Annotated in this window: 17 protein-coding genes and 1 riboswitch; of the genes, 1 reads left to right on the plus strand and 16 read right to left on the minus strand. The window is 46.1% G+C overall.

Going from position 1 to position 15,385, the window contains the following annotated elements; translation table 11 throughout:
• Positions 1–29 precede the first annotated feature (29 nt).
• The 13 genes from A4U59_RS12295 to A4U59_RS21380 all read right to left on the minus strand — a co-directional run bounded on the left by A4U59_RS12295 (position 30) and on the right by A4U59_RS21380 (position 11,935).
• Positions 30–401: a hypothetical protein gene (locus A4U59_RS12295; protein ID WP_070120878.1), complete on the minus strand. Its 372-nt coding sequence runs from the start codon at positions 399–401 to the stop codon at positions 30–32.
• Between the two features lie 159 nt (positions 402–560).
• Entirely contained in the window at positions 561–2,090 is a 1,530-nt protein-coding gene (ahpF, locus tag A4U59_RS12300; RefSeq protein WP_070120879.1) for an alkyl hydroperoxide reductase subunit F, read from the minus strand.
• A gap of 22 nt (positions 2,091–2,112) precedes the next feature.
• Positions 2,113–2,676 (minus strand): alkyl hydroperoxide reductase subunit C, encoded by a 564-nt coding sequence (ahpC, locus tag A4U59_RS12305; protein WP_070120880.1) that lies wholly within the window; start codon positions 2,674–2,676, stop codon positions 2,113–2,115.
• A gap of 445 nt (positions 2,677–3,121) precedes the next feature.
• Entirely contained in the window at positions 3,122–3,556 is a 435-nt protein-coding gene (locus A4U59_RS12310; RefSeq protein WP_070120881.1) for a hypothetical protein, read from the minus strand.
• A 120-nt stretch (positions 3,557–3,676) separates the two neighbouring features.
• Positions 3,677–4,252 (minus strand): ECF transporter S component, encoded by a 576-nt coding sequence (locus tag A4U59_RS12315; protein ID WP_211274935.1) that lies wholly within the window; start codon positions 4,250–4,252, stop codon positions 3,677–3,679.
• On the minus strand, positions 4,227–4,727 hold the full coding sequence (locus tag A4U59_RS12320; protein ID WP_070120882.1) for a DUF4430 domain-containing protein: 501 nt from the start codon (positions 4,725–4,727) through the stop codon (positions 4,227–4,229). The genes A4U59_RS12315 and A4U59_RS12320 overlap by 26 nt, the downstream gene beginning before the upstream one ends.
• A gap of 81 nt (positions 4,728–4,808) precedes the next feature.
• Positions 4,809–4,958, minus strand: a riboswitch (adenosylcobalamin (AdoCbl) riboswitch).
• 150 nt (positions 4,959–5,108) lie between these two features.
• Positions 5,109–6,356, minus strand: coding sequence for an MFS transporter (locus tag A4U59_RS12325; protein WP_070120883.1), 1,248 nt, complete (start codon positions 6,354–6,356; stop codon positions 5,109–5,111).
• 40 nt (positions 6,357–6,396) lie between these two features.
• The gene (locus A4U59_RS12330; RefSeq protein ID WP_169823956.1) at positions 6,397–7,641 is read right to left on the minus strand and encodes an aKG-HExxH-type peptide beta-hydroxylase; all 1,245 of its coding nucleotides are present in this window, start codon (positions 7,639–7,641) and stop codon (positions 6,397–6,399) included.
• Between the two features lie 28 nt (positions 7,642–7,669).
• On the minus strand, positions 7,670–8,221 hold the full coding sequence (locus A4U59_RS12335; RefSeq protein WP_070120885.1) for a winged helix-turn-helix domain-containing protein: 552 nt from the start codon (positions 8,219–8,221) through the stop codon (positions 7,670–7,672).
• Between the two features lie 17 nt (positions 8,222–8,238).
• Positions 8,239–9,489 (minus strand): M16 family metallopeptidase, encoded by a 1,251-nt coding sequence (locus tag A4U59_RS12340; RefSeq protein WP_070120886.1) that lies wholly within the window; start codon positions 9,487–9,489, stop codon positions 8,239–8,241.
• 79 nt (positions 9,490–9,568) lie between these two features.
• A complete protein-coding gene (locus A4U59_RS21375) occupies positions 9,569–9,733 on the minus strand; it encodes a hypothetical protein (RefSeq protein WP_157888176.1) in 165 nt (54 codons plus the stop codon).
• Between the two features lie 18 nt (positions 9,734–9,751).
• On the minus strand, positions 9,752–11,659 hold the full coding sequence (locus tag A4U59_RS12345) for a RiPP maturation radical SAM C-methyltransferase (RefSeq protein ID WP_070120887.1): 1,908 nt from the start codon (positions 11,657–11,659) through the stop codon (positions 9,752–9,754).
• 120 nt (positions 11,660–11,779) lie between these two features.
• Positions 11,780–11,935: a hypothetical protein gene (locus A4U59_RS21380; protein WP_157888177.1), complete on the minus strand. Its 156-nt coding sequence runs from the start codon at positions 11,933–11,935 to the stop codon at positions 11,780–11,782.
• Positions 11,936–12,091: 156 nt separating this feature from the next.
• Between A4U59_RS21380 and A4U59_RS12350 the strand changes: the two genes are divergently transcribed.
• Positions 12,092–12,979, plus strand: a complete 888-nt coding sequence (locus A4U59_RS12350) for a helix-turn-helix domain-containing protein (RefSeq protein ID WP_070120888.1) — start codon at positions 12,092–12,094, stop codon at positions 12,977–12,979.
• 170 nt (positions 12,980–13,149) lie between these two features.
• Here A4U59_RS12350 and A4U59_RS12355 read toward each other — a convergent pair whose 3' ends face one another.
• The 3 genes from A4U59_RS12355 to A4U59_RS12365 are packed head-to-tail and all read right to left on the minus strand — an operon-like array spanning position 13,150 to position 15,364.
• Positions 13,150–13,410, minus strand: a complete 261-nt coding sequence (locus A4U59_RS12355; RefSeq protein WP_070120889.1) for an HPr family phosphocarrier protein — start codon at positions 13,408–13,410, stop codon at positions 13,150–13,152.
• 28 nt (positions 13,411–13,438) lie between these two features.
• A complete protein-coding gene (locus tag A4U59_RS12360) occupies positions 13,439–14,347 on the minus strand; it encodes a dihydrodipicolinate synthase family protein (RefSeq protein WP_070120890.1) in 909 nt (302 codons plus the stop codon).
• 18 nt (positions 14,348–14,365) lie between these two features.
• A complete protein-coding gene (locus tag A4U59_RS12365; RefSeq protein ID WP_106406337.1) occupies positions 14,366–15,364 on the minus strand; it encodes a C-terminal binding protein in 999 nt (332 codons plus the stop codon).
• Between the last annotated feature and the right edge of the window lie 21 nt (positions 15,365–15,385).

Consider the following 15,385-nt stretch of genomic DNA (forward strand, 5'->3'; position numbering starts at 1 on the left):
TATTTCATTATCCTCAATCACAAAGTCATCTATTTCCCATTCCGTTTATGTACGTAATGAGTGGCGTAACTTTTCTCAATCTGTTCGTTGCCGGATTTGCTGAACCTAAGGACGAGTTTCTTCCGCTTCATGCCCCAGCCTTTGTACACGGTGAACGACGGTTTCGCCCCCTGTTCACGGCACTCTTTACGAAACTCTTTTGCTGCAAAACTTATTTTTGACAGGTTCATGCCGATGACGCGTTCAAGATAAGGAACCTGTCCCTTGCGCCATGCCTCATAATCTTTCTGACTGAGCTTGCCGATCTCCATGAACATATCAACCGCACTAGCGTATCCTTTTTCATAGAGCAGCTCATTTGTTGCTGCCTTTACCCGTTTCTTAAGTTTCTCGTTATTCATCTTGAAAGACACCCTTAATGAAAAATATACTTTCTTTATTTTAGCGGATAAAGGGAGTGCCTGTCACTTCCCGAAATTTGTCGAATATCGACATAATCCGGGGAGTGACAGGCACCACGAAAAAGCCCGCCATCCCCCTTCAGGAATGACAGGCTTCTATTAATTCCGGATGAGATAGTCAAACGCGCCCAACGCAGCGCCTGCACCGGATCCCATCGAAATGATGATCTGGTTGTACGGGCTGTCTGTACAATCGCCGGCGGCAAACAGTCCGGGGACTGTGGTGGCGCCGCTTTTATCGACGGCGATTTCGCCGATGCGGTTGCGTTCGACTGAGTCGTCCAGCCAATCGGTGTTTGGCACAAGGCCGATTTGGACGAATACACCCTGTAATTCAATGTGTTTCTCTTCGCCGGTTTCGCGGTCAATGTAGGTGATGCCGTTGACGTTGCCGGTACCGGTGATTTCTTTTGTCTGGGCATTTGTCACGACCGTCACATTCGGCAGGCTGTGCAGGCGTTTTTGCAGCACATCGTCCGCTTTCAGCTCCGGCATGAATTCGAGCACCGTTACGTGTTTCACGATGCCGGCGAGATCGATCGCCGCTTCGATGCCGGAGTTGCCGCCGCCGATGACAGCGACGTCTTTGCCTTCAAAGAGCGGTCCGTCACAGTGGGGGCAGTATGCCACACCTTTGTTTTTGAGCTCGGCCTCGCCCGGGATGCCCAGTGTTCTCCAGCGGGCACCGGTTGAGATGATGACACTTTTGCTTTTCAAAACAGCGCCATTTTCAAGTTCGAGCTCGAACAGGTCCTTCTTTTCCAGGCGTTTGGCACGCTGCAAGTTCATGACATCGATGCCGTAATCTTTGACATGCTCTTCAAGGCTGGCAACCAGTTTCGGCCCTTCCGTATGCTTAACGCTGATGAAATTCTCAATGCTCAGCGTATCGAGAACCTGCCCGCCGAAGCGTTCAGCCACAATGCCTGTCCGGATCCCTTTGCGCGCCGCGTAAATGGCCGCACTGGACCCGGCAGGGCCGCCGCCGACAACAAGAACATCATAAGGGTCTTTATTTGAAAGTTCTTCCGCACTCGGTCCATCACCAAGCTTGGCCAGAATCTCCTCAAGTGTCATCCGCCCGCCGCTGAAAAACTCGCCATCCAGGAAAACAGCCGGGACAGCCATGACATTTTTGCTCTCGACCTCTTCCTTATACACAGCGCCGTCAATCATCGTATGGGTAATGCCAGGATTGAGAACGCTCATGATATTCAGGGCCTGTACGACGTCAGGGCAGTTGTGGCAGCTCAGGCTCACATACGTTTCAAAGTGGTATGCGCCACGAATGTTCTTAATCTGGTCAATCACACCTTGATCGACTTTTGGCGGCCTGCCACTTACTTGAAGGAGAGCGAGCACGAATGATGTAAATTCGTGCCCTAAAGGAATGCCGGCAAAGGCAACGCCGCTGTCTTCTCCAACACGGTTGACACTGAAACTCGGCGTTCTGTTCAATTCTGCTTTTTCAACATTTATTTTGGATGACATGGAAGCTACTTCATCAACAAGGTCAAGCATGTCCTTTGAGACATCATCTTCACCCGGACTGACTTTAAGCAGCACGTCGTTTTCCATGAGTTCGAGGTATTGTTTTAATTGTGCTTTGATATCTGCTTCAAGTACCATTTACCGCACTCCTTATCTCTTCTTATATTTTCCCGACTAGATCAAGGCCAGGTGTAAGTGTTTCTGAACCCTCTTTCCATTTCGCCGGGCAAACTTCACCAGGATTGTTGCGGACATATTGGGCGGCCTTGATTTTGCTTACAAGAACATCCGCATCACGTCCGATGCCTTCTGCGTTGATTTCAACTGTCTGAATGATGCCGTCAGGGTCGATGACGAACGTGCCCCGGTTCGCAAGGCCTGTTTCTTCATCCAGTACATCAAAGTTACGGGAAAGCACCTGTGAAGGGTCACCGATCATCGCATACTTAATTTTGCCGATTGTTTCAGAACTGTCATGCCAGCCTTTATGTGTGAAGTGAGTGTCAGTCGAAACAGAATAAACTTCTACACCAAGCTTTTGAAGCGCTTCGTAGTTGTTTTGCAGATCCTCAAGCTCAGTCGGGCAGACGAAAGTGAAGTCTGCAGGATAGAAGAGAACGACACTCCACTGTCCCTTCATGTTTTCTTCTGTCACCTCAATGAACTCACCATTTTTGAATGCTTGCGCTTTGAAAGGTTGTACTTCTTTTCCGATTAAAGACATAAGTTAATTCCTCCTGTTTGTTTACTTTATTTTATAGATAACATCACTTTATAATAATTAGTTATCTATAATAATTCTAATTCGATATTTATTATCATATATAATTTTCATTAAGTCAACAGAAAAAGACTATCTTTTTTGTTTAATTAATAATCATTATCAGTTCTTATTGAGAAAACACTTACAGAATTTCGATTCCACGCTGAAAATGACTTTTCCCGGTTACGGACATGATCCCTTGCATTGACGCCTGGCCCTTCGTTTTAAACAAACGTTTATTTAACGGAAGAACAAGGGACAGGTCCGCTGTCCCACCCGGGATGATGTACCTTTCCCCCCAACAAAAAAAGACCTATCGCCAGCGCAATAAGTCTTTTCCTAAGATTATGTGTGTCACTTCCTAAAATCACCGATGTCCCCTGAAAACCGCGGAATGACTTGGCACTCAAATCAATTCTAAAACAATTTCAGATAACCTATGCCTGATTACCAATTGAGCCTTTCTTGCTTTTACATCAAGTTTTTTAAGGTCTACTGATTGTACGTCCCAGGAAAGTTTCGTTTCTTCTTCTAATTTCACGAGTTCGTCTTCGATCCAAAAATGATGTTTTTCATAAAATTCTGCCGCGGATTTTTCATTCTGAAGCCCATCAGGGACTTGAAAATTGAGATGATAAAGCCATTTTTGAAAATCTTGTTCACCGATTTTGATGAGTTTTTCTTGCAATACTGAAATCAAGTCTTTTATAACGCTTTCGTGAAAGCCTTCTTCTTTCATTTTTTGTTCCAGTTGAGGCAATGTCAGATTGCTTAAATTTTTAGTGTCCAGCCACAATATGTCCTTTACAATTTCTTTTATTCTGTTTTTCTTAATAGTCATCACTCTTTCTATTTATCATCTATCTATATTGTACTAAAAGTGTAAAACCACCGAAGGGACAGGGGACCTGTCCCCATACAAAAAAGACCTATCGCCAGCGCAATAAGTCTTTCCCCACCCTCACATATTCATTTCACCAGTATTATTATACTTCATCAGCAAACGCTCCAGCAGCGGCACTAAAATCGGGCCCAGAACGAAGTAAACGACAGCGTTCCCCCCTGCATGCATGAGGTCAAATGGAAGCCCGGCGAGATAGTACGGGATGAGTTTGTCGAAACCGAAAATCGGCGCCTGGGCAAGTGAGATGATGAAGCCGTACAGCAGCCCGGCCGCACCTGCATAAATCGCCATCGCCCACAGCGGCATTTTTTCAAATACGGGGCGGATAAACACGCCGGTGACGAGGACCACAACCGCATACGCGATAAGCTGTGATATGGTCCAGGTTCCCATGCCGAGCGTCAAATTGGACAACAGCACGGTGAGCATCGCGTTGGTGAGGCCGAACCGGATGCCCATCAACAGTGTTGTGATCAAGATGATGTCAGTCGTCGGCTGGATGTTCGGCAGAAAGGCGAATGCGTTGCGGCTCACGACCGCAAGTGCGGTGAGCATTGCCAATAAAGCAATGCTCCTGAGATTGGTGATGGGCGGGCTTGCCGCTTTTTTAAAACTGAGTGAGCTTCCAGACAATTTCCTCGCCTCCCTCAGGAGTGAACTCCTGGGCGCCGACAGTCACTTGTTCTCCATCAACCTCATATACCCAGAATTTGTTGTCTTCTTCACTCTGGGCTTCGCCTTCAATTGATTGGATGAATCCGTCTTTTTCCTCGACTTCGAAGTTTTCCTTCATGATGTCGAGCAGACTATCGCCGTTCGCTTCGATGTCCTTTTCGGCAACCGCTTCACCTTCGTCCGAGACCACCTGGATAACGACCTGTTCCGTTTCCGCTTCACCAGACTCCGTTGCCGCGGATTCTTCTGTTTCAGTCGCTGCCTTTTCTTCTTCCTTTGGCTTGTCAGCAGAGGATTCTTCCTGCGCCTCATCAGCTGTTGTTTCTTCCTTCGGCTCATCAGCAGGGGCTTCTTCCGCTTGCGTACAGCCAGTCATGAAGATCAAGCCAAATGCCGCCATCAGGGTCATTAAATAGTGGGACCATTTTTTCATCTTGTTGCCTCTCCTTTTTCCTTAAAATATAGTTTTTGATATAAATAAAAAAAGCTCAGTGAGGTAGAAAAAATCACTAAGCTTTTTGTAACCGGCTTACCTCGAGCCTGGATACAGCGATTCACAGTACGGTGATAATAGACCTGACTTAAGGGCTGTGCCCTATCACAGTGGCGGGACCGTGTTGGATTTTCACCAACTTCCTTATCAACGCACTTTATTCTTTTTTAATTAGCTCGTTCAATGTTTACGAATTTAATTATAGCATATTTCTGAAAAATGACTGCTTTAATTTTATTTTTCTATTAAGAGAATATCTTACCTCTTATAACGGGATGGCACGAATCGGCTATACGGCCGTTACCTGAAACCTCCTCCGCTTCACTCTGCCTTTCTGATGACAGGATTCAACACCATCAGTAACACGACAATCCCTCCAAAAATCGAAATGCCAAGGAACAAATGGTTAATACTGAAATGGACAAGCAGCGTACCCGTTAACATCAGCGATACCGGCTTGCTCGACTCCAGCAGCACCCGCATCGTACTTTGCGACCTCCCGATCAGCTTCCTTGGCACCTTCACGATAAACAGCGACTGCAGCGCAATGCTGGCTAGCGGACTTCCGATACCGGCGACCAGGATGATTCCCATGACAGCGATAAAGTTATCAGTGAACGCCAACGCTCCAAAGGAACCGAGCATCAGGACCAGCCCAACGACCATCGGGACGATTTTCCGGACTTTATTAAAAAAATTGATGGAAACCGAACCGAGCAGGATTCCTATGAAGAAAGCGATCTCCACCTTCGCCAGATCAGCCGCACTTTCGACAAACAGCGGGAATAACACGGCTACCGGCGCGAGCATGAAATTGATCAGCACCAGATAAATGATCATGCCCCGTAAAATCGGCACCGAAACAATCGTTTTCAACCCGGTTTTCAAGTCTGCGCCAAAGCTTTTCCAGTTCAATTTATCAGCAGCTTTTTTCGTCAATGCTTTTTCTTTTATTAAAAGAATAAAGAAGAACGAAACAAAAAAGGTCAGTGCGTTGAAAAGGAAAGCCGTCGGCAGACTGTAGACCAATAATATCCCCGCGATTGCAGGTGCAGCAAGCCCCACGACGGTCTGAATCGTCGATGAAACACTCTGGGCCCGTGTAATCAAGTGATCCGGCACAATCGACCGGATGGCGACGGTTTTGGCCGGGACGAAGAACGAATCGAATGACGAGATGATCACTGCCGATACGATCAGCATCCACGGTTCCAGCAAGTCCGCCCAGAATAAAAACACCAGTCCCAGGATTACCAGGCCGCGGAAAATATCCGACATCAGCATGAATTTCTTCTGATCTCCCCTGTCAACGAGCACACCCGCAAAGATTCCGAACAGGATCGTCGGAACGATTTCCGCGGCCAGCACAAGTGACATGAGTACAGCCGACCCCGTCAGCACTTTCATCGCCCAGATAATCGATAATGCATACACCCCATCGCCAAGCGCTGATACAAACTGGCCGGCGATCAAGTACCGGTAATCCTTGATGGCAAAGAGGCTTTTGAAACTGTCCGTTTTCTCTTTCTTTTCAGAGGGCACTGTTGCTTCTACTGAGGTTTCACTCATATTTTTCCTCCACATTTAAAAGTATGCTTGATTCTTAATCTTAGTTTTCAACTAATGTTTTTGGAGCTGTAAGTGACTTGATTTCATTAAAAATATGTTCGCCAAGAGGGCTAAGCTTACCAGATTCATTAATTACAGAGATGGCATCATTCAATTGCCCCTTAACAAATTCAAGCCTTTCTGCTGTCTGATTATAACTCGGATGGAATTGCTGGAGCCTTTCCAGCCACATTGCAACTCTCGCAAAAGCGTAAGCGCCGTGGAAGACTCCCTTCATCGGCCGCGGGTCTGTCCGCCACGGTGACTTATAAGTTTCGCTGTGGTCGTTCATGACGATCGGATCAATCGCAAACAGCTGGTTCAATCTGGAATGGGCGCATTCATGAATGATATTTTCCGTCACCCATAGAAAGTCATGGGGGTGATGGGAGATGAAAATGGCATCTGGCAATATATCAGTCGTGAAGCCGCCAAACGCATCCGTATCCATGATGGCTAAAAGTTTAATATGGCCCTCCATTTCTCCATAATATTCTGGCCAAATCTCTTGAATTAAATTCAAGCACGATTCATAGAATAAGTGGTCATTCGGTGTGAAGGAAATGCTGTGCAACCTATTGTCTTTGATTTCACTCTTTCTGACATTGAGAGAGTTGATGTTTTCTGAAAGGCATTGTCCGACGATCTCTTCTTTCATTTCAAATGCAATCCTGCTTTTACTGTCAAAATAATGTGGAATGCATTCAATATGTTTTGGGCTCGTCACTTCAAGCCGGGTGGTGAACTCATCGTTGGACCGAATTGCTCCGATAATGACCTCATCAGCAAGGAGTGTAATTTCATTTTTCGCTGTAATGACTGTACAGCGGTAACATTCATAAGGCGGACTCAAGTTTATTTTGTGATTCAGCCCCGGGATTTCAATTGTGCCTCCGGATCGGCATTCAACTTCACTCTCAAACTCAATTCCATGTTTCGCACACGGCAGGATAAAATAGCTCATAAATGGTTCAACAAAGTTCGTCGTTTCCATTTTGCGGATCACATCAGCCGGCTCCATATTATAGATCATGCCATCATCTGAATAGGTTGTCAGGAAGTAAGTGAAGTAGTTCAAACCCGGACTGTAAAGGTCTTTTAAAAATTCTGGCTGATCGAGTGCGCCTTTCAGTTTCTCCGCAAGATCTGCAGGGATTTTTCCGACTTGCTCCATGATGTCAATCACGCTGATCAGCCGCTGGGAAAAAGGCCGTAAACTGAGCGTATAGATCTGATCGTTCTCCATACGGGAAGGCTGCAGGAATGATACCATCTTATTTTTTCACCCTTTCTGTTTTAAAATTTGGAAACAAAGAAACCGCAAATGTGTAAGGATCGTCGTTATTTTCCTGGTGCGAGTCAATGTCATCTTCGAGTTCGCGCAGCATGTGGATATATTCTTTCACCCGCTCTTTCGGAATTCGCGCTTTTACGAGAGAAAACTCGGCCGGCGAGTTTCCCGAAACGGCGTTACGCATTCCGGTCCGCACTTCTTCAATCATATATGTAATCAGTTTTATTTTTTCCATTTCATTGGAGTTCCGGTTGCTCAGCCGGATGCCGAATGAATTCACATCCGCTTTGTAAGCTGTTTCCACAATATCTTCTTTAGACTTCGTGCTGTCTGCATACACCAGTTCATTTCTTTCCAGGATTTTAATGATATAATTCACCTTTGCAAGCGGGACACTCACCTGTCGTGCCACTTCCGTTGCGGTAAGTGAAGCTACTGAGAGGACGCTTAAAACTTCCATTCCGCCGTCATGCAAGATTGCATCAAGGAAATCGTTGTCGGCATTATCTATGTATATCGCTGGATTTGTCATACATACCACCTCGTTTTTTATAGTAGGGCCAGCAGCGACTCGGAATCTGTGCCTACTGCAGACAAAGCCATATTTGACTGATCACACATTTCTCTGGCAACCTCGCGGACTTCTTCCTCCGTTACACTCATTAAGTCAAACACTTCATTATCCACGAAAAAATCTTTATTATACAGCGCATAGCGGCCGGTTGTATTCAGATGCCGCACTGCGTCATTCGGGATCTGCAGGGTGGATGTGATGCGGGAAGCGCGGGCCCGCTCCAGCTCTTCATTCGTCACTCCGTTCTGTTTAATATCATTGATGATGTCCATAACGACCTTGAAACTTTCTTCCAGGGACTCTTTTTTGCAATTAAAATCAATTGCCATATAACCGCCCAGGCCATAGCTTAATGCATAGGAATAAACGGAATAGACCAGTTCTCTTTTTTCTCTCAGTTCCATGAAAAGCCTCGATTTCAATCCATCACCCAATATATCTGAAAGCAGCGCCATGGCGTACCTCTTCCGCGACCGGAAGGAAGGCCCGACGAATGTAGCTGTCAAATTGACTCGATCGGCATTTCCGATCCCCATCACACTTGGGGACACTTCAAGCTGCGGGGACGGGTTGCTTGCCGGTTCGCTTTTCCAGAAGTCGAATTCATGAGCGATCTGGCCAAGCGTTTCATCAGGATCGACATCCCCTTGAATGACAATGAGGGTGTTGCTTGGTGAATAGTACTGCTTGAATCGGCTTTCGATTTCCTCTTTGGAAAACCGGGCAATATTTTGCTGGTTCCCGATCACAAACAGCCCGAGGGAGCGGTCACCCCAGAGCGCCCGTTCCGCAAGCTCAGTTTTCACTTTCGATGAAGCGAAGTAGGTTTCGGCTTCCTGTAAGATGATCGCCCGTTCATGATCGATTCGTTCTTCCGGGATATGTTGGAGCTTAACGATTTCAGCTAAAGCTTTAATGATATCAGAGCGGTAATTCCGCTGCGACGTGATGCAGCACCTTGTCATTTCCTTATTTGTATAGGCTTCATATAACGCACCGTTGTCGAGCAGGTTCCCCACCATTTGTTTAGCAGAATGGTTCATGTTCTCATGGCTGAACGCCATGTGTTCAATAAAGTGGGATATCCCGTTATTTTCATTGTTTTCGTCTTTTGAGCCGTGGTTCACATACATTCCGATTGATAGATTGCGGGATTGTTTCGTCCTTCTGACAATCACTTTCATACAGTTTTCAAGCATCCCTTTGGAAATCGATTCATAGTACAAGTTATCCCTCCTTTACGGTGCTTGACATATCAAGTTCAGGGAGCTCAAATAATGATCTCCCTGAACAAATGATGCCGTTTTAGAAACTTGCTGAAACTGAAATCCTGATTCCCTGTTCGCCGGCTGCCAACTCGTCAGTCGCCTTTTCGATCTGCTCCACCAGCTGGGAATCGCTGATGACCACTTCCCCCTTGTCGTTGACCTTGAATACTTCCGGAGTAATGCTTACTTTCTTGTTTTCCATTATGTATTTCACCCCCTTTCAAGCATGAACCGGACGCTGTTCTTTTTGTTTTTCGTTCCACTCGGCCAGCCGCACCAATGCGGCTTTTTTCGGACTGTAAATCTTGCAGTCAAGCGCCAGGCTGATGTATCTGTTTTTCTCCTCAAGCACCAATGCTTTGTTGACAAACTCACGGACAATCTTTTCCGATTCATCGATCGTAATGTCGTAACCGGCATTCTGAACGTCTTTATATGCACTCGCTAGATTTCTGGCTGAATCCAATGCCAGGTAAAGCTGCCGTTTTTCTTCTTTTAAAACTGTCATCTGAATGTCGTTCTCTTTCCTCATATCCACAATCAGCAATTCCCTGCCGTTATCAACAAAGAATAAATCACTGCTCGCATGTGTTTTCGTCCACGCAGCAACCGCCTTGCGCATAGGAATTGTATACTCACCCGGATTGCGCGGTTCCGCGTAATCATAATCGAAATGATAAGCGATCCGGTTCAGCCCGGCTTGATCCAGCCCGCTGTAAATGTACTTATACGGCCACATCGCCCGGACATTTGTAAGACCGTTCCGTTCATAATCGTTGAAATACGGACTGAAACGGTCAAGCCGGATTTTTGCGACGCTGCCCGGCGGGGTCAGATGGGTGATCTTTTCGACGACCTCAGGCAAACGTTCATATTCTTCCGGATTCTCTTTCGGAAAGCCGTACAAAATGTTCCAGACCGGGAACACCCCATACTCTTTCGACCATTTCAACAGCTGGATATTCTGCAGCATCGTGACACCTTTGTTCATCAGTTCGAGAACAGAGGTCTGCAGGCTTTCGATCCCCGGCTGGATCGATCTGAACTTGGCGTCCCGAAACAGTTCCACCTGGCTCTTTTTCAAATTCGCTTTCGTTTCATAAAACATATCCAGATCCAGGCCCTTTTCCTTCAAAGCCGGCAGCACGCTTTTGAAGTAACCCATATCGATAATGTTATCGACGGCAGCGGCTTTTGACGTGTAGTCCTTATATTTGTTGCTGAGGTAAATCAATTCTTCCAGCGCCCTGTCTGCCGACTTGCTCCGGAAGTTCAAATTCGTTCCATTAAGGCCGCAAAAGACGCAGTGATGTTTCTGTCCCCACCAGCATCCTCTTGAGGACTCGAACAGGAAACGGGTTTTACTGACCTGGTCCCCGTAGCTGCAGCTCACAAATTGCTCGAAATAGTCGGTGTAATCGGGATAAGGAATTTCATCGAGTTTTACGGCTGCTGGCGATATCGGAGGGGCGCTATCATTGGAGGAACGTTGCAGCCGGATCCCGTTAATTTTTGGCACCTTCTTGTTTTTGTTCCATTCAGTGAGGAACGTAATGAATGACTGATCGCCTTCACCCGAACAGACAGCATCGATGAATGGGAATTGTTGAATCAGTTCTTCCCCCATCGTTTCCTCACAGTTGGCTCCTCCGAATATGATGAATTTTTCCGGGTATTTTTCTTTCAATCTTTTCGCGAAACTGATTGAAGCAACGTTTTGTTCGAAAACACTCGTGAAGCCGATTACTGAGTACTGGCTCCAATCGATTTCGGACAAGCATGCGTCCAGGAACCGTTCAACGTGTGTTCTTACTTCACGGATGATCTCAAAATCAGCTTCTGAATTCCCAAGCTTCACTTTCGCTTCTTCTATGTAGGCGTCCAGGGTATCTTTGCCGAATAGAGATTGAGAAAAGACGACTTCACCTGCCAGGGCATTGCTTGAAAAGATGGTCCCTTCAGCAATTCCATCGTATAACTCAGGTGAAATTTGCTCGGCGAACTTCAGATTCAGATAGTGCACATCACACTCGATATCCCGCTGCGTCAACCCTGCTTTCAGCAGACTCAATCCGATGGAAGGCCTGTATAACGAACCAAAGGGCATATTAATAAGCGCTGCTTTCATCTATCCATCTCCTTTCTACAAAATATTACAAATTACGTGAGGCCGATCTGTTAGAATATATCCGGAATCACAGGCAGTTTGTGATGCAAGCGGAATAGAATAGGAGATTTCAGTTCAGCTTCAATGGTTTCCCGGAATCAGTTCATCGCCAAGCGTTCCAATAACATCAGCAGTTTCCGCCACCGCTTTTTCAACAGTTACTTCAGCATAAGAAGCCGTACCGCCGCCAAACACCAATCCAAAAGACAAAATACAGAACAGCAACAGTTTTCTCATATCAATCTCCCCCATATGGTATAATTTTCATAAGAGTTTAGGACTATCTTCTCTCTGATTTCATTATCCATTGCATAACGGAGATTTTAAATATGCATTTATGCAGTAATTTTAAAATTCTGAATATTTTTGATTTTTTGCTTTAGGGAGGCTTTTATGAGTACCGTAAGTAAGAATATCGAATACTATAGAAAACAGGCGGGAATGACCAGAAAAGACCTGGCCGCTGGAATCTGTGACGAATCGACTTTATACCGGATCGAAAAAGGGGCGCAAAACCCGAGGCTTGACCTGCTCTATGACATTTGCCGAAAACTGAAGGTCCCGATTGACTTCGTCATTAGCGACCTTCATTATAACGACCTGATGGAAATTGAACGATATAAAAATTTATGCCGTGAACTTACATACAACGAAGATTACGAAGCTCTCACGCTAACAATTGAGGAATTCGATAAGCTTTTAGACCTTTATAAGCATCAGGCGGAATATGCGAGCACAAAACGTTTCATCACATGGCACAAAGCCGTACTGCTGCACATGAAAGAAAATAATCCGGCAGAAGCGGAAGACCAGCTGAAAAGCATCTATGAACAACGGCTCAGAACAGAACTGGACATCGGCATCTGCAATTCGCTCGGTCTTGTCAAACTGAACCGGCAAGGTGTCGCGGCTGCCATCAACTATTTCAAAAAAGCCTATTCAGCCATCGAGGATTTGCCGTTCAAAAGTGATTTCACACTCGCTCCCAGGGTGGCTTATAACCTGGCCTACTGTCACTACTATAACGGAAACCTGCATGAGGCCATCACCCTTGCATACAAAATCATTGAAATGCTGGAAAAGAAGCAGCTGAGTTTTATTATGGGGAAAACGAAGCATATGCTGGGAAAAATCAATATGAAATTGGGTGACTACGAACAGGCGAGGGAATATTTGATCGAAGCGAAGTTTTTGTTTCGGCTGGAAAAGAATGAGGCCCATTATAGGAAGACGGAAGCGGATTTGGATGAGGTTCAGGAGCTGATTAAGGGTGGGAATTGAGCCATGTGTTAGAGAGTCGCCGAGTACCCGGGAGGATACTCGGCGATTCTTTATTTCTTTCTGAGCATCACCGGAGAATCCACCTGGTACGCTCTTTCTTACCCGTTTATTGCTGTGTCTGCGTCCGCGGTAAATCTCAGCCGCTTTTCATTTTCACTCTCTTAACATGCTTAACTAAAAAACGTCTCCACTTCAGCAACCGCTTCTTCGCTGTCTTCCCCTACAGCACGGATGGTGATTTCATCGCCGTTTTGCAGCTGCAGGGTGATTAAACCGAGGAAGCTTTTAAGGCTTACTTCAATCACCGATCCTCTTACAACTTTTTTTAAGTAAATTTCCGATTTGTATTTCTGGGTGAGAGCACTTAAGTCAACAATCGTTAGCTCATCAGATATTTGGACAGGCACATTTTCTCTTATACTTTCAGACATACGCCATGCTCCTTTCATGCATATTCGTTTAAAGAAGGCCGGCTTGCTGCAGTACTGCCCGAAGCTCACTGATTTTCTCTTCACCGAGCGGTCTTGCCGGCGGCAGGACGTTAGTGGAGATATCCAGTCCCTTCAGCTTGATGGCTTCTTTGATTACATTCACGAATGGTGAATCGATTTTGTACATTAACGGAATAGGGGCGAGTTTTTGATGAAGCTCAACCGCTTTTTCCATGTTTCCTTCCCGAAATGCCCGCAAAATGCCGATTGTCAATTCAGGCGCGAAGTTGCCGCTAGCCGAAATGGCACCGTCCCCGCCAAGACTGAGGGTATTGAGCAAATGATCATCAAACCCTGCAAGGACTGAAAAATCCGGACGGATCGGCTTCACTTTTAAGATGACTTCACGGATATGCCCGGCTGTATCAACAGTTTCTTTAATTCCTGCGATGTTGCCGAATTCTTCAGCAAGACGCCGGACAAAATCCGGTGACAGGTCCTGGCCGGTGAGATTTGGAAAATTATAAAGCAAAATAGGCAAGTCTACCGCCAGGGCTATATCACGATAATGGGCATACAAATGCTCTTCTGAAAGAGGCCAGTAGTATGGATTGATGACAACAACACCATCTGCCCCCGTTTCTTTGGCATGGAGGGACAGGTCAATGACCTCCCGTGTGCTGGTGCTGCCTGTACCAATCAGGACCGGCAGCCTCCCGTTCACATAGTCAACAGCAAATTCAGCGACTTCCTTTCTTTCCTGAACGGACATCTGGCTGAATTCGCCGCCTGTGCCGAGGAAGAACAATCCGTCAACCTCTTGTTCAATCAAAAAATCAATCAACGTTGCTGTTCCGTTTTTATCAAAGTTCCCCTGATCATCAAAAATCGTTGATACAGGTGGAATAATGCCTGTAAAAGCCGGTTTCTTTTCCATTGCGGTTCCCTCCTGCCGTTATGCGTTTTTTTCCTTCAACTCTACTTTATCCTTCACATCTCTGTTTACAAGATAATCAGGAAAATAGCCTTTAAAAACATCAGCGACATTTTGGGCTGTTTTTCTTTTCAGCTCTGTCTGCGACTCTTCGGAGTACCAGGCAACGTGCGGATTCAGGATGACATTCGGCATCTCAAGCAGCGGGTTATCCTTTTCAATCGGCTCCTGTTCAACGACATCCAGGCCGGCACCGGCGATTTCGCCTTCTTGAAGCGCCAGGATCAATGCCTTTTCATCAATGACCGGGCCACGGGCTGTATTGATGATGAATGCTTCATTTTTCATCTTTTTAAACTGCTCTGTACTCATCATCCCTTTTGTATGTTCGTTCAACGGAGCATGGACAGAGACAAAATCAGACCTCTCACACAGTTCATCAAGTTCAAGAAGTTTCACATTCAAGGCCGCTGCAGTTTCCTCCGGTATGAACGGATCATAAGCGGCAACTTCAATCCCGAATGCCTGCGCTTTGCGGGCAAGTGTCTGCGGAATGTTGCCCAGCCCGACCAATCCAAGCGTCCTGCCGCGCAGGCGGAAAATCGGAGAGCCTGCTTTGAAATCCCAGTTCCCGTCCTTCACCTCATTGTTCAGCAATGTCACCTTGCGGGCAAGGGACAATAATAGCGCAAATGCATGGTCTGAAACTTCATCAAGGCAGTAATCGGTGACATTTCCGACGACAATGCCTTTTTCCGTTGCTGCTTCAATATCAATCGTGTTAAAGCCAATTCCATATCGGGATATGACTTTGCAGTTTTCCAGGCTTTCGATTACCTTCCTGGAAATTGGCGCGTATTGATTGATCAGAGCATCTGCATCTTGCGCCGCCTCTATGACTTCGTCCTCTGTTGTGCACTGTGCAAATTGAAGATCGATATCCGGGTGGTCGAGCACTTCTTTTTCAGGCTGAAAGCTTTTAAATTCATAATCGGTCACAACCACTTTAAATGTACTCACGTCATTCTCTCCTTCTTCCAT

Origin of the sequence: Bacillus marinisedimentorum (genome assembly GCF_001644195.2) — a bacterium.
Taxonomy (GTDB): domain Bacteria; phylum Bacillota; class Bacilli; order Bacillales; family Bacillaceae_O; genus Bacillus_BL; species Bacillus_BL marinisedimentorum.

Excerpts from the sequence above, each read along its gene's own strand:
- A4U59_RS21380 (WP_157888177.1), bottom strand. The coding sequence starts at position 11,935 with ATGAGAAAACTGTTGCTGTTCTGTATTTTGTCTTTTGGATTGGTGTTT.
- A4U59_RS12345 (WP_070120887.1), bottom strand. The coding sequence starts at position 11,659 with ATGAAAGCAGCGCTTATTAATATGCCCTTTGGTTCGTTATACAGGCCT.
- ahpC (WP_070120880.1), bottom strand. The coding sequence starts at position 2,676 with ATGTCTTTAATCGGAAAAGAAGTACAACCTTTCAAAGCGCAAGCATTC.
- A4U59_RS12360 (WP_070120890.1), bottom strand. The coding sequence starts at position 14,347 with ATGGAAAAGAAACCGGCTTTTACAGGCATTATTCCACCTGTATCAACG.
- A4U59_RS12350 (WP_070120888.1), top strand. The coding sequence starts at position 12,092 with ATGAGTACCGTAAGTAAGAATATCGAATACTATAGAAAACAGGCGGGA.
- A4U59_RS21375 (WP_157888176.1), bottom strand. The coding sequence starts at position 9,733 with ATGGAAAACAAGAAAGTAAGCATTACTCCGGAAGTATTCAAGGTCAAC.
- A4U59_RS12355 (WP_070120889.1), bottom strand. The coding sequence starts at position 13,410 with ATGTCTGAAAGTATAAGAGAAAATGTGCCTGTCCAAATATCTGATGAG.
- A4U59_RS12335 (WP_070120885.1), bottom strand. The coding sequence starts at position 8,221 with ATGACAAATCCAGCGATATACATAGATAATGCCGACAACGATTTCCTT.
- A4U59_RS12330 (WP_169823956.1), bottom strand. The coding sequence starts at position 7,641 with ATGGAGAACGATCAGATCTATACGCTCAGTTTACGGCCTTTTTCCCAG.
- A4U59_RS12325 (WP_070120883.1), bottom strand. The coding sequence starts at position 6,356 with ATGAGTGAAACCTCAGTAGAAGCAACAGTGCCCTCTGAAAAGAAAGAG.
- ahpF (WP_070120879.1), bottom strand. The coding sequence starts at position 2,090 with ATGGTACTTGAAGCAGATATCAAAGCACAATTAAAACAATACCTCGAA.
- A4U59_RS12320 (WP_070120882.1), bottom strand. The coding sequence starts at position 4,727 with ATGAAAAAATGGTCCCACTATTTAATGACCCTGATGGCGGCATTTGGC.
- A4U59_RS12295 (WP_070120878.1), bottom strand. The coding sequence starts at position 401 with ATGAATAACGAGAAACTTAAGAAACGGGTAAAGGCAGCAACAAATGAG.
- A4U59_RS12310 (WP_070120881.1), bottom strand. The coding sequence starts at position 3,556 with ATGACTATTAAGAAAAACAGAATAAAAGAAATTGTAAAGGACATATTG.